General features: G+C 60.9%; 10 protein-coding genes. 8 read left to right on the forward strand and 2 right to left on the reverse strand.

Features of this window, described 5'->3' with window-relative positions:
• Positions 1-231: 231 nt before the first annotated feature.
• Entirely contained in the window at positions 232-1,728 is a 1,497-nt protein-coding gene (locus tag AB7M23_RS15890) for a succinate CoA transferase (RefSeq protein ID WP_454241288.1), read from the reverse strand.
• Between the two features lie 270 nt (positions 1,729-1,998).
• Positions 1,999-3,777, reverse strand: a complete 1,779-nt coding sequence (locus AB7M23_RS15895; RefSeq protein ID WP_454241289.1) for an acyl-CoA dehydrogenase — start codon at positions 3,775-3,777, stop codon at positions 1,999-2,001.
• Positions 3,778-4,401: 624 nt separating this feature from the next.
• On the opposite strand from AB7M23_RS15895, the gene AB7M23_RS15900 reads away from it, so the two are divergent.
• From AB7M23_RS15900 to AB7M23_RS15935, 8 genes are all read left to right on the forward strand, one after another.
• A complete protein-coding gene (locus tag AB7M23_RS15900; RefSeq protein ID WP_454241290.1) occupies positions 4,402-5,421 on the forward strand; it encodes an AraC family transcriptional regulator in 1,020 nt (339 codons plus the stop codon).
• 80 nt (positions 5,422-5,501) lie between these two features.
• On the forward strand, positions 5,502-5,885 hold the full coding sequence (locus tag AB7M23_RS15905) for a DUF2946 domain-containing protein (RefSeq protein WP_454241291.1): 384 nt from the start codon (positions 5,502-5,504) through the stop codon (positions 5,883-5,885).
• A 139-nt stretch (positions 5,886-6,024) separates the two neighbouring features.
• Positions 6,025-6,408, forward strand: a complete 384-nt coding sequence (locus tag AB7M23_RS15910) for a DUF2946 family protein (protein WP_454241292.1) — start codon at positions 6,025-6,027, stop codon at positions 6,406-6,408.
• Positions 6,409-6,522: 114 nt separating this feature from the next.
• Positions 6,523-7,104 (forward strand): putative natural product biosynthesis protein, encoded by a 582-nt coding sequence (locus AB7M23_RS15915; protein WP_102052030.1) that lies wholly within the window; start codon positions 6,523-6,525, stop codon positions 7,102-7,104.
• Positions 7,105-7,374: 270 nt separating this feature from the next.
• Positions 7,375-8,244: an MbnP family copper-binding protein gene (locus AB7M23_RS15920; protein WP_454241293.1), complete on the forward strand. Its 870-nt coding sequence runs from the start codon at positions 7,375-7,377 to the stop codon at positions 8,242-8,244.
• Positions 8,241-9,377, forward strand: a complete 1,137-nt coding sequence (locus tag AB7M23_RS15925; RefSeq protein ID WP_454241294.1) for an MbnH family di-heme enzyme — start codon at positions 8,241-8,243, stop codon at positions 9,375-9,377. The genes AB7M23_RS15920 and AB7M23_RS15925 overlap by 4 nt, the downstream gene beginning before the upstream one ends.
• Before the next feature lie 302 nt (positions 9,378-9,679).
• Positions 9,680-11,812: a TonB-dependent siderophore receptor gene (locus AB7M23_RS15930; RefSeq protein ID WP_454241295.1), complete on the forward strand. Its 2,133-nt coding sequence runs from the start codon at positions 9,680-9,682 to the stop codon at positions 11,810-11,812.
• 111 nt (positions 11,813-11,923) lie between these two features.
• Positions 11,924-13,150, forward strand: coding sequence for an MFS transporter (locus AB7M23_RS15935; protein WP_454241296.1), 1,227 nt, complete (start codon positions 11,924-11,926; stop codon positions 13,148-13,150).
• Positions 13,151-13,243 lie beyond the last annotated feature (93 nt).

The following is a 13,243-nucleotide window of genomic DNA, read 5'->3' on the forward strand; positions in this document are numbered from 1 at the left end:
AAGGCGAGAACCATGCCATGTTTAAAAGTGCTTTTAAAACAATGGCTTGGCTGTATTGAGCGGTAAGGTTGGAAGCACTGCACAGAACAAAGTGCTGAATGGCTGTTCGGGACCGAACAGCACGTAGGCGGTGATGCGCGGGTGACGAGGTTTAGCGCAGAACCGAACGGCCTGGGGGTGGCCGTTCAGTTGCAGTGCCGCGCGTTTGCGCTGCAGCGGTGTGCGAGGGGGTCAGTTGGGTTGCTGCATGCTGCCTGTCTTGTTCAAACGTACATGCCAGCTCAACGCCTGGCTGAGGTCGTGAGGGGTATGCCCGCCCAGCAGGCAGGCGGCGCTGAAGTAGTCATCGAGGGCCGCGCGGTAGTCTGGGTGTACGCATTGATCAATAATCACCCGGGCCCGCTCTCGAGGTGCGAGGCCCCTCAAGTCAGCCAAGCCGTGCTCAGTGACCAGAATATCCACGTCGTGCTCTGTGTGGTCGACGTGGCTGACCATGGGCACTACGCGCGAAATGTTCCCGTCCTTGGCAATCGACTTGGTCACGAATATCGACAGGCGAGCGTTGCGGGCAAAGTCCCCGGAGCCGCCGATACCGTTCATCATTTGGGTGCCGCAGACGTGAGTGGAGTTCACGTTGCCGTAGAGATCAAACTCCAGCGCGGTGTTGATTGCGATGAGCCCCAGGCGTCGAATGACTTCCGGGTGGTTGGAGATTTCCTGGGGGCGCAGTACCAGGCGGTCAGCGTACTTTTCCAGGTTGCCGAAGACTCGCTCGCCACAGGGGCCGGACAGGGTGATGGAGCATCCCGAGGCAAATTTCAGCTTGCCGGCGTCAAGCAGGTCGAACGTGGAGTCCTGCAGGACTTCGGAGTACTGCACCAAGTCGTTGAAGGGCGCGTTGATCAGGCCACACATCACGGCATTGGCAATGGAACCCACGCCCACTTGCAGCGGCGCCAGGTTTCTTGGCAGACGGCCCATTTCCACCTCTTGCTCGAAGAACCGCACCAGGTGGTCGGCAATGGCCTGCGTGTCATTGTCAGGCGGCAACATGGTCACGGTCGCCTCGGGCGAGTTGCAGATGACGATGGCGGCGATGCGTGACGGATCGATGTCGATCGCCTGGCTACCGATGCGCTCGTTTGAGTGACGAATGGGGATCGGGCCACGGTGAGGGCGATCTTGAGGCAGGTAGATGTCATGCAACCCCTCGAAATGTGGATTGCTCGCCAGGTTGAGTTCGACGATTACCTGCTTGGCCGCCAGGGCCAGGCTTGCCGAGTTGCCCACGGAGGACGTAGGTACGATATGCCCTTGCTCGGTGATGGCCACCGCTTCGACGACCGCAATATCCGGGGTGGGCAGGAAACCATCGCGCACCTGTTCGACCACTTCCGAGAGGTGCTGGTCGATGAACATGACGCGCGCTTCGTTGATGGCTTTGCGCAGTACCGCATCGCCCTGAAAGGGCATCCGCCGTGCCAGCAGGCCGGCTTCGGCCATTTTCCCATCCAGCCCTCCGCCAAGGCTGGCGCCGGTAATCAGGTTGATTTTCAGTGGCGTGCGCTTAACCTGCTCGATCAGTGCCAAGGGAACCGCTTTGGCGTCTCCCGCACCGCCAAAACCACTCATGCCGATGGTCATGCCGTCTTTGATGAGCCGTGCTGCCTGCGTCGCACTCATGATCTTGTCGTGCAGGGAAGCCAGTCGAATACGCGAAGCGTGCATGGGGGAAACCTCAAATAGGGGGAGAAATGGACGGGCTACCGGGCATCAAACGCCCAATGGGTACGCGCGTCCTTACTCAGCTGGGCCGTTGCGAAGCGCTGCTCGCCTGATTGTTCTTGGGGGTGGGCAGAAGGGGAGGCCGAGACGATCAAGGCGGGTATCGCTATGTTGTGGGGCAAACATGTGTTGCAAACGTGCGGTGACCGTTAAAGGCCACCGCAGTGGTTCGCAGTGCCAGTCGTTACTGGGGGCTAGTCAATGAACGCGCAGTCAAAATTGTTCGTCGTCCAGTGCCATGATGCTTCTGCTGCCGCTGCCAATGGCGGTCAGCAGGGCATGCACGCGCGGCAGTAGCTGTTCGGCATAGAAGTCGGCAGTGACCAGCTTGGCTTTCAGGAACTGAGGATCGCCGCTGCCAGCGTCGAGCAGGGCTTGGGCGCTCAAGGCCGAGCGAGCCATCAGCCAACCGCCGCAGAGGTAGCCGAACAGCATCATGAAGTTCACGCTGATACTGCCTGCCAGGTGCGCGTCGGTTTTCGCATTGTCGAGGAGAATGCGCAGGGCCTGCCGGCCAGCGCCCAAGGCGCCTTCCAGTGCCGCAGCCTGATTGGCGAGGTGCGTCGAGCGTTGCAGCACAGCGACGGTTTCGCCGATATCGTCCAGCAAGCGGCTGATCAACTGGCCTTCGTTGAGCAGTGTCTTGCGCCCGACCAGGTCAAGTGCCTGGATGCCGGTGGTGCCTTCATAGATGGTCAGGATACGGGCGTCACGATAATGCTGGGCGGCGCCGGTTTCTTCGATGAAGCCCATGCCACCGTGAATCTGCACGCCGAGGGAGGTCACCTCTTGCGCCATCTCGGTCAGCCACCCCTTGACGATGGGGGTGAGCAGGTCGACGCGACCTTGATGCAGCTTTGCCGCGTCTGCGTCAGGTGCGTAGGCGGTACGGTCCACTTCGGCGGCGGCCACCAGTGCCAGGGCTCGCATTGCCTCGATGGACGCCTTCATCTGAAGCAGCATGCGCCGCACATCCGGGAAGTGGATGATCGAGAAGCGGCTACCGTCCTTGCGCGTGCCTTGCAGGCGGTCCTTGGCGTACTGCAAGGCGTGTTGGTAGGCGCGTTCGGAGATGGCCAGGCCTTGTAGGCCAACACTTTGTCGAGCGTGGTTCATCATGGTGAACATGCACGCCAGCCCTTGGTGTGGTTCTCCCACCAGGTAACCAATGGCGCCACCGTTATCGCCAAAGCTCATGACACAGGTCGGGCTGCCGTGGATGCCCAGCTTGTGCTCCAGCGCAATGCAGCGGGCATCGTTGAGTGCGCCTGGCTTGCCTTGGGCATCAAGCAGGAATTTAGGCACGACGAACAGCGAAATGCCTTTTACGCCGGCCGGTGCATCTGGCAACCGGGCCAGTACCAGATGGACGATGTTCTCCGTCATCTGGTGGTCGCCCCAGGTGATGAAGATTTTCTGCCCGCTGATCAGGTAATGGTCGCCCTGAGGGATAGCACGGCTTTTGATTGCGGCCAGGTCTGAACCGGCATCCGGCTCGGTGAGGTTCATGGTGCCGGTCCATTCGCCACTGACCAGCGGGGCAAGGTAGGCATCACGCAAGGCGGGCGAGCCGTGGTGGGCGATGGCCTCGATTGCACCTTGCGTCAGCATCGGGCAGAGGGCGAAGGCCATGTTGGCCGAGTGCCAGATTTCATTGACAGCAGTGCCGATCACATTCGGCAGGTTTTGGCCGCCCCAGATTTCCGCCGCAGTCAACGAAGGCCAGCCGCCGGCCTGGAACTGCTGATAGGCATCGGCAAAGCCGAGAGTTTCCTGGACGCCGTGCTCGCCCAGACGTGCGCCCTGGGTGTCGCCAATCCTGTTGAGCGGTGCCAATACGCCAGAGCCCAGGCGACCGGCTTCGGCCAGAATCGCGGACACCAGTTCATCATTGATGTCATCCCGATGTGCCGATGCACACAAGGCTTCCAATTCGACCAGCTGCTGCAGGACGAACTCGCTGTCGCGATAGGGATGGGTGTAATCACTCATTAAGACATCCTCTTTAAAACGATGCGTCAGGCCGACCGTGCTGTTCACGCTGCTGGGGCCAAACGTCAGGGTCGTGTCATGGGTATTGGGTATTGGGTATTGGGTATTGGAAGCGTCAGGCCTTGCGTTGAGCTGCGCCCGATAATCGACCAAATTGGCCAGGTGCGATGGGGCGCTCGCCTCGACTGTCATGGGCCCGCTGGCATTGGCCACAGCCGTCGCCCAGTGCATGAAGGCGCGCTAGTGGGGGCAGTGTGAGCCGGTAATTCTGTAGGGCAGAGGGCGCATATCGGCCGCGCTTCAGGCCGTTGGCGTGCACGCTGGGCGCAACGGATGTCGCCTGGCGCGGGTACATCAATACGTTTAGCCTGCGGTTCTTGCGCGGACGAGTAGCTGTCCCTGGCGTTGTAACCGCGTTTACTGCTTGCACGTGCACGGACGGGTTCCTTGGGAATTGTCGGAAATGGCAGCGTTTTACCCGCATCAGTCAGGCCTCTGCTGGCGGTCGCTACCTTCCATTGGAAGGGCCCCTGGCGACAATAACGAAACCAGTCGAAAAATAGACATAAACGGACAGCGGTATGGCGGTAGACTTCGCGGATGTGATGCAGGGATATGTCTTCGATGGGTATAGAGCGCTATTCCATTTCCATTCATTTCGCCCGAATGCTCATGAACGCCGGGCGCCGCCTTCAGCTTGACGAGGCGGTGCTGCTCAATGAGGCGGGCCTTAATCGACGCATGCTGGACAATGCCCATCTGCGGATCACGCCTGATCAATTCAGTCGCTTGATGCGAGCGGTCTGGCGTTTGGCCGATGACGAGTTTCTGGGCATGGGCGCGCAGCGTTGTCGGCAGGGCGTGTTCGCCATCATGGCCAAGCAGGTCGTTCATTCACGTAACCTGCACTCGGTGTATTACAAGCTGAGCCACTTCTACAATGTGGTGAATGACTCCTTGCACCTGGCGCTTGATGTCGTCGGTGATGAAGCGGTTTTTTCGATGCGGCTCAAGGATCCGGCTCAAGACCCGGACTACCTGCTCAGAGGTTTTCTACTGCTGTTGTGGCATCGTTTTCCAAGCTGGTTGATTGGCCAGCGGATTTCGCTGAAGCATGTCGCGTTTGACCATCCGGCCCCCAAACACCTGACAGAGTACCGTTTGATGTTTCCCTGTCCGGCGAAGTTCGACCAGCCGGTGACCTGCCTGGTATTCGATGCGGCGGTACTCAAGGCACCGCTGGTGCAAACACCCGAGGCCCTCAGGGTTCATTTGAAGCGAGCGCCATTCGACTGGTTCACTCGGCCGGCCTACTACCCCGTCTATACACGGCGGGTGCTGGATTACCTGGAGCGCTCGGAGAATCTGGCTGAAGCCACCATTCAGCATGCGGCACTCGCGTTACACCTCACCGACAGAACACTGAGGCGAAAACTCGCGGCTGAGGGAAGCCAGTTTCAACGGCTCAAGGATGGTGTGCGTCGGGACATGGCGATCCATTACTTGAGCCAGACGTCGATGTCGATCAGTCTTGTTTCCCAGGTGCTGGGTTTTTCTGAGCCTTCCGCGTTCACTCGGGCGTTCCGGCAATGGACAGGGGAGCTGCCGAAGACCTACAGGGATGTCGCACGTGATAGAAAATAGTCGGCAATGGTTTTCTGGCCAGTCTGTTCGACCCAAGTCGCGCTTCAGCCTTTTTGCGGTTCGATGGTAAAGTCGCCGCCATGAAACTCGCCCGCTCAGACCGCTCGCTCATTGCCTGGATGCTGTACTTCAGCGTTCTGTTCAATGTGTTTGCCTGCGGTTTGGGGCACGGGCAGGTGATGGGGCTGGAACTCAATGGCTTGGGTGGACAGTTCTGCGCCTCCCTCGGCGGCAAGGCCACCAGCCCGAGCACTGACCTCGGCAACCCTTCGGCCAGCGGCTGGGGCGCCAGTTTTTCGTGTCCGATTTGCTCTGCGCTAAGCCTTGGCGTCGCCATGCTGTTCTGCCTCGGCTGGTTGCTACGGCTGGGGCGAACACAACGCCCCGGCCGTGAGCAACGCTGCAAGGCGCCCCCGCGTTATTCCTGGCCCTCGGCCAATCCTCGCGCATCCCCTCTGATTTAACGCTCGCAAGCGGACGGCCTTATTGGCCGGTGACCGCTGCAGGCCTTCGTCCGCTATTCGCCTTGCTGTCGCCCATGCGCCACAGCGTGGGGCGGGTGTTTGATTGTCATCATCCTTAGGGTGTTGCATGCAGGGTGGTATGAGTAACGCCAGTCAGCAGAACGTCTGGGTCGCGGCGTTTCTGGCGATTGTGCTGAAGGTCATGGCGCTGCCGATGGCCGGTGCTTTTGGTGCGTTGAGCATTGAGCAGTTGCTGACGGGCAGCTTTTGCTCGGTGGGCAGCGTGCAGCAGGTCACGCTTGCGCTCGACAAACAGCAGCCATCCTCTGCGGGCAAGGCTGACCAATTCCATTGTTGCTGTTCTCAAACGCTTGAAGCCGTATTCATTCCGCCAGCGTCGGTGGCGCTGATCGGTGCTATCGCGGCGTCACCGCGGCCGTTCACACCGCCATTGTTCTGGGTGTCGCCCCGTGCCCGCTGGCCATCGATCAACCCCCGAGCGTCTCCTGCTCGTCACGCATGACCGGCTTTTTCTGCACACCCGAATCGGGTGTGCCCATGGTTAATGGTGACAGGGTAAGGAGCGCAACATGGCGCGTGGTATTGAAGGTTTGAATCGCCCATTGGGGAGGCTGACATGCGAGCGCTAGCGGTTCCGTCAGGCGCCTCGCGATTGGTCAGCAAGGCTTCCCGACTGGGGAAAAAAGGGGATTTTCTGCTGCCGTTTCCCGACTACCCCAGCAACGCACGCAGCTTCGTGCACCTGGATGCCCGTCTGCTGCCGTACTGGCACACGTTGTTCGATGTGTGCCCGGCGCTGCTTAAGCTCGACCCTCCGGATGGTCTGAATATCTTTCGTGGTTTCATGACCTGGGCGTACCGCAATCATCCGCCACTGAACTGGACGTATTACCTGAGCGTGTGTCGCTGGCTGCTCGGCTCCAGCTACCGGGCACGGATCAACGACGCGCACATCGAGTCGTTCATGAGTGCTGCTGCAGCGCGTTGGATCAATACCGATGACAGCCTGGCGCGCGGGCTGGTCTTGGCCTGGCAAGGCTCACCGCAGATGCTCTTCGATTGGAAGGTGGCGCCTCGTCCAATGCTCGCGCCCGATGTGGAGCAGGAAGAACTCCCTCCAGTGCCGTGGGACTTTGCCTGGTGCCCACTGACGGGCAAGGGCGGCACGGGGTTTCGCAGGTGGTTGCCGGTACCCTGAGTAGCGCTTGCCGGGCACGTCGGTGGCGAGCCAGCCTGTCGGCTTTGTGCGACAGGCTGCCGCATCCCTGGCAGCCGCCCATAAAGCGGCTTGCCTGGGAGGCCCTGGCATGACCTGGCCGTGGCGGGATGTCGCAGGTCAGCGCCAAGGCAGCCCCATGCTAGAGTCCTGGACGACGCGTTGATTGCTCTTGGCAGGGTACGCCGCGGCACTGAATGTCAGGGGGCTGTAATGACCCTGGCATTTTTTATGTTCCAGGAGCCACACCTGATGCGTTCGTTAACGTTGAGTGTTGTTTTCGTCGTGCTGGCGTGGCTGGCAGGCTGCGCGGGCAACAAGCCGGAAACTGCAGATGTACAACCCGTGACCATTGGTTTTTCACTGATGGCTGCTGGGCGGCCAGTGCACTGCGGGGCGATGTTCGGGCCTTTGGGGCGCGATCAAAAACGAGTGTGGTTACATGATGCACGCTTCTATGTCCAAGACGTTGCACTGATCGATGAAACCGGGCGGCAAGTACCGCTGCGATTAAGCCTCAATGAGTGGCAAAACGCTCAGGTTGCCTTGCTCGACTTTGAGGACGGTACCGGCCATTGCAGTGGCGGTACGCCCGGCACCAACACCACGGTTGTGGGCACGTTACCTGCCGGGCACTACACCGGGCTGGCCTTTACAGTGGGCGTGCCAGAGGCCCTCAATCACACCAGCACTGAACTGCAAGGCCCGCCGCTGGACCTGGCCGCCATGGGCTGGAGTTGGCAGGTCGGGCGCAAGTTCGCCAAGATCGAGGTCGATCCCGAAGGAGGGGTGACCAGGGCCGATGGTTCGAAAGCCGCCACCTGGTATCTACACCTGGGCTCGACCGGTTGCACGGGCAACCCGGTTACCGGGGAGACCGTGTCTTGCCCGCGTGGCAACCGTGTTTTATTACGCATGAAGGGCTTTGAGCCGAGTAAACAGGTGGTCACACTGGACCTGGCCACCCTGTTTCAAGGCAGCCAGCTGTCCAGTGATGAGGGTGGGGCCGTGGGTTGCATGAGCGGCCCCGACGATCCTGAATGCGTGGCGTTACTTGAACATCTGGGTGTGTCGCGGGAGTCAGGAGCACTATCTGCCTTCAGGGCACAGCCCAAGCCATGAGTGCGCGCCGGCTGGCGATGTGTCTGGGCGTACTTGTCGGCATCGGCGCAGCGCTGCCGGTGATGGCGCAAACCTGGTCATGGAACCTGCCTTCCCATGTGCCGGAGCCTCGGGTACCTGCAGATAATCCGATGTCGACGGCCAAAGTCGAGTTGGGGCGGTGGTTGTTCTTCGACACCCGGTTGTCTGCCGACGGCAGCCGTTCATGCGCCTCTTGCCACCATCCCGATCGGGCCTTTACCGATGGCCGGGCGCGCTCGGAGGGCATGGCCGGGCAGTTGACCCACCGAAATGCGCCCAGCCTGGCCAACAGTGCCTGGAATGCCACCTACAATTGGGCTGCGCCTGCGATCGTGTCGCTGGAGCGACAGATGGAAATACCGCTGTTTGGCGATGACCCTATCGAGATGGGTGTCAATGACAACAATCGTGCACAGATCCTTCAGCGCCTGCGTGACGATCCGCTGTACCTGCCCCTGTTCCGGCAGGCCTTTCCAGAGCAGGCAGCACCGCTGAACATGGCCTCGATCATCAAGGCGATTTCAGCGTTCCAGCGCAGCATTGTCTCGGCGGACAGCCGCTATGACCGTTATCTGCAGGGTAAGCAGACCCTGAGCGCCGCAGAGCAGCGGGGTATGACGCTGTTTTTCGGTGAGCGAGCGGAATGCCATCACTGTCATGGCAGCTTCAATTTCAACGATCAGGTGGTACATGCCAGGAGCCGTGTGGTGGAAACGCCGTTTCACAACACCGGGCTCTACAACATCGACACCGCCGGTGGTTTCCCTTTTCCCAACCGCGGCCTGTACGAAAGCACCGGCAAGCCCGAGGACATGGGCGCCTTTCGTGCGCCTGGCTTGCGCAACGTAGCCGTCACCGGGCCTTACATGCACGATGGCAGCATCGCTAGCCTGGAGGAGGTGATCGACTTTTATTCTGCGGGCGGTCGGGTGATTCGTTTTGGCCCCAACCAGGGAGATGGACGGCTCAATCCGCACAAGAGCGGCCTGATAGCCAGGCTCGACCTCAGCGATGAGGAAAAGGGGGATCTACTGGCGTTTCTGCAGTCCCTGACGGACGAATCGCTGCTCAAAGACCCGCGCTTTTCCGACCCTTGGAAGCACAAGCACTGAGCCGTCATTGCCTGCGCAGGTGGCACTCAGCAGGACGTCCGGCCCGCGACAGTACGACGCAGCTCGTTTACGCACGGCTGCCGTGAGCGGTCAATAAACGTGAGGGCTGCAAGACGTCCGCGCGTGCTGGCCAACACGGCCAAGCCGTGCGGCGGGCTGTCGCAGTTTTAGCAGCAGGCCCTGAGGCACTAGAGTCGCGCCGTCCGTTGACAGGGTAGTCGCTGGCGCCATCCAGAGCGCTTTATCAGGGCTTTGTGGAGCATGCCGGACGGCTGCCGCCAGATTATCGAGCGAGCACCTTCATGGTTTTAAAACAACGTCCTGGCCCTGCGCCACTGGGCTGGTCCCTGGTTTTGGTCAGCGTGTTCAGCAACGCTGCCGAGCAACCACTGGCCTTGCCGGAAACCACCGTCGTCGGCCAACGTGAGCCCGGCTATAAAGCCGAAACCGTCAGTGGATTCAATAAAACCCCGCTCAGCCCACGAGAGGTTCCTCAGTCGGTCAGTGTGGTGACGCGTCAGCAGATGGACGACCAGGGCATGGTCAGTGTTGCCGACGCCATGCAGCAAGTGACCGGCGTCACCCTCATCGCCAATGACACCTTGAGCTACCAGTATTTGTCCCGTGGTTATGCGTTGGGCGTGATGTACGACGGTGTGCCTTCCTACAACGGCATGACCCCGTCCAACCAGTTCGACTTGCCGCTGTACGAGCGCATCGAAGTGCTCCGGGGGCCGTCCGGCCTGCTGCAGGGCGCGGGTGAGCCCGGCGGCGTGGTCAATCTGGTCAAGAAACGGCCCCTGGATCATTTCGCCGCCAACTGGGCCCTCTCTGCCGGTTCCTGGGATACCTACCGCCGTGAGGGCGATATCAGCGGGCCGTTGAATGACAGCGGCAGCCTGCGCGGTCGCCTGGTGCTGTCGAGCGAGGATCGCCAGTACTTCTACGATCGAACCAGCAGTGACAAATGGTTGGGGATGGCCGCCCTTGCTTACGACCTGAATCCGCAGACCACACTGGACGTTTCCTACAGCACCCAAGAGCAGCAGGTGCAGGCGCCCTGGTCCGGATTACCGGCGTATGACCTGGTGGATGCCAAGGGGCACTACAGGTTGCTGGATGTGTCGCGCTCAACCTTCCATGCCCCTGACTGGGGACGGCTGAGTTACGACACCCATGAGTGGTCGGCCAGCCTTGAACATCGCTTCGACAACGAATGGGTACTCAAGGGCGCGGTCAACCGGCGGGAACAGTACCAGAACTACAAGTACGCCTATGCCTCATCGGGCCTGGCACCGCTGACCGATACCCTCCGCTACAGCAGCATGCAAGGCGCCTACAACTACACCCGCGAAGGCATGGACGTGTTCTTGAGCGGGCCGTTCGCGTTGCTGGGGCGTACCCACAACCTGCTGCTGGGGGCCAACGCTGAGGTGTACAACAGCCGTGGCCGCTCCGGGCGTGGTGTGGGCGGGAGCACAACCTTTGACGGGCTCGACGACCTGCCCGAACCGACGATTGCATACACCTCGGGCAGAGAGAGTGAAACCGAACAGTACGGTCTCTATTCGCGGCTGAACATTAGCCTTGCCGATCCGTTGACGCTGGTGCTGGGGGCTCGCACCACGACCTTCAGCAGCCGTACCCGCGACGTTGCGCCATCCAATGCCTCGGACTGGCGAGACGGCGCTGAAGCCGATCAGCAGATCAGCCCTTACGGCGGTGTGCTGTACGAGTTGAACCCGAACATCACCTTGTACGCCAGCTATACCGACATTTTCGTACCGCAGACCCAACTGAAGGCGGATGGCAGCGTGCTCAAGCCGCGTGAAGGGCGCCAGTATGAAGTCGGCAGCAAAACCGAATGGCTGGAAGGGCGCCTGGGGCTGTCGTTGGCCTGGTTCAATTTGCGCGACGAGAACCGTGCCTACGCCGATCCGGCTTATCCAAACGACAACTACTACCTGAACGCCGGCGAAGTAGAGAGCGAGGGCTGGGAGCTGGAAGTCAGTGGCAAGCCCGCCGCTGGGCTCGACCTGTCGGCAGGTTACACCCGCCTGGAGACGCGCTACCTGCAAGCCCGGGAGAACCAGGGGCGAACCTACTCGATCCAGACGCCCAAGGACCAGCTCAAGCTGTGGAGCAACTACCGCTTTGACGAGCAGAGCGCCCTGGCGGGATTCAGTGTCGGCCTTGGGGTACTGGCCAATGGTGCCACACAGAGTTCACGTGGCTGGCGCGACGAACTGGTGAACAGTGGTTATGCCGTGGTCAACGGCCGTATCGGCTATCAGCTGGACAAACAACACAGCCTTGACCTGCACATCAACAACCTGTTGGACCGCACCTACTACGCCTCAGTCGGTACCCCCAACATCTACAACTTCTATGGTGAGCCGCGCAGTTTTACGCTTACCCTGAGAGGGGCGTATTGAGTGTGTGACGCAGGTTGATCTCGACGGGCTGTAAACCCCTTGGTCGCGATGTATCCTTCATCCAGGACTCTATGAGGTGATCAGCGTGCAACCCGCGGGGATTTCTACACGATGAATGCGCTCAACGACGAAGGACCGTCTTTGCCTGTGGTGCAATCTGCCGACGCTACGGTGCGTCGCCGCTCATTGATTGCGGGTTGTGGCGCCCACGCTGTCCATGATGGCCTGACCGACGTTATCTATGTGCTGTTGCCGATCTGGCAGGCGCAGTTTGCCTTGAGCTATGCCCAGATCGGCCTGTTGCGTGGTGCCTACTCGGGGATGATGGCCGGTTTCCAGTTATTGGCAAGCCGTGCCGCGAGGCGCTGGGGGAGAGCACGCCTGTTGGTGGCCGGTACCGCACTTGCGGGGCTTGCCTATGTGTTGGCAGGGCAGGCTGGTGGGTTGAGCCTACTGTTGATGGCGCTGTTGCTGGGGGGATTGGGTGCGAGTACTCAACACCCACTGGCGTCTTCGTTGATTACGGACACTCACGAGGCGGGCGGGGGCGTCAAGCAAGCGTTGTCGCAGTACAACTTCGCTGGGGACATCGGTAAAACGCTGCTGCCGGGCGTTGTCGGCCTGCTGCTGATGCTGATCAGTTGGCGCGCCAGCGTCACCCTGATGGGCCTGCTCGGCCTGATGGCTGCGGGCCTGCTGTGGTGGCTGATTCCGGCGCAGGCGCAGCCCGCGTCGGCTCAGGGTAAAGCCTTCGCGGCAAACGCCGGGCGGGGTTCTGTCGGCGGGTTGCGTGCCCTGGTCCTGACCGGCACGCTGGACAGCGCGGTGCGGATGGGGTTCCTCACCTTCTTGCCGTTCCTGCTGCAAGCCAAAGGGGCCGGGACGGCAGGCATAGGGTTGGCGCTGATGATGTTGTTCGTCGGTGGGGCGTTCGGCAAGTTGCTGTGCGGCTACCTGGGCGTACGCATTGGCATGATGAAGACCGTATGGCTGACCGAGTTCTCTACCGCTGCGCTGATCATCTTGGCGGTGTACCTGCCGTTTTACGGCCTGATGGCGACCCTGCCGCTGCTGGGGCTGGTGCTGAACGGTACGTCGTCGGTGCTCTATGGCACCGTGCCGGACCTGGCCGGCCCAGGCAAGCGCGAACAGGCCTTCGCCGTGTTCTACACCGGCACGATTGGTGGCGGTGCGCTGGCGCCAGTGGTGTTTGGTCATCTGGGCGATATCACGGGGGTGCCCTTCGCCGTGATCATCGTGGCCACCACCTTGTTGCTGACGCTGCCGTTGTCCTGGTACGTGCAGAAAGGCCTGGACGCAGAACCTGCCGTGGCCTGAAAAGCGGGCAGGGCGAGCGCCACTGCCCGTTTTACCGTTAGCGCGTTTCCAGCCTTGAGCGGTCGGCCTCCATACCACCGAGCAACGCCTGCG

The sequence above is a fragment of the Pseudomonas sp. HLS-6 TE3448 genome, from assembly GCF_053629555.1.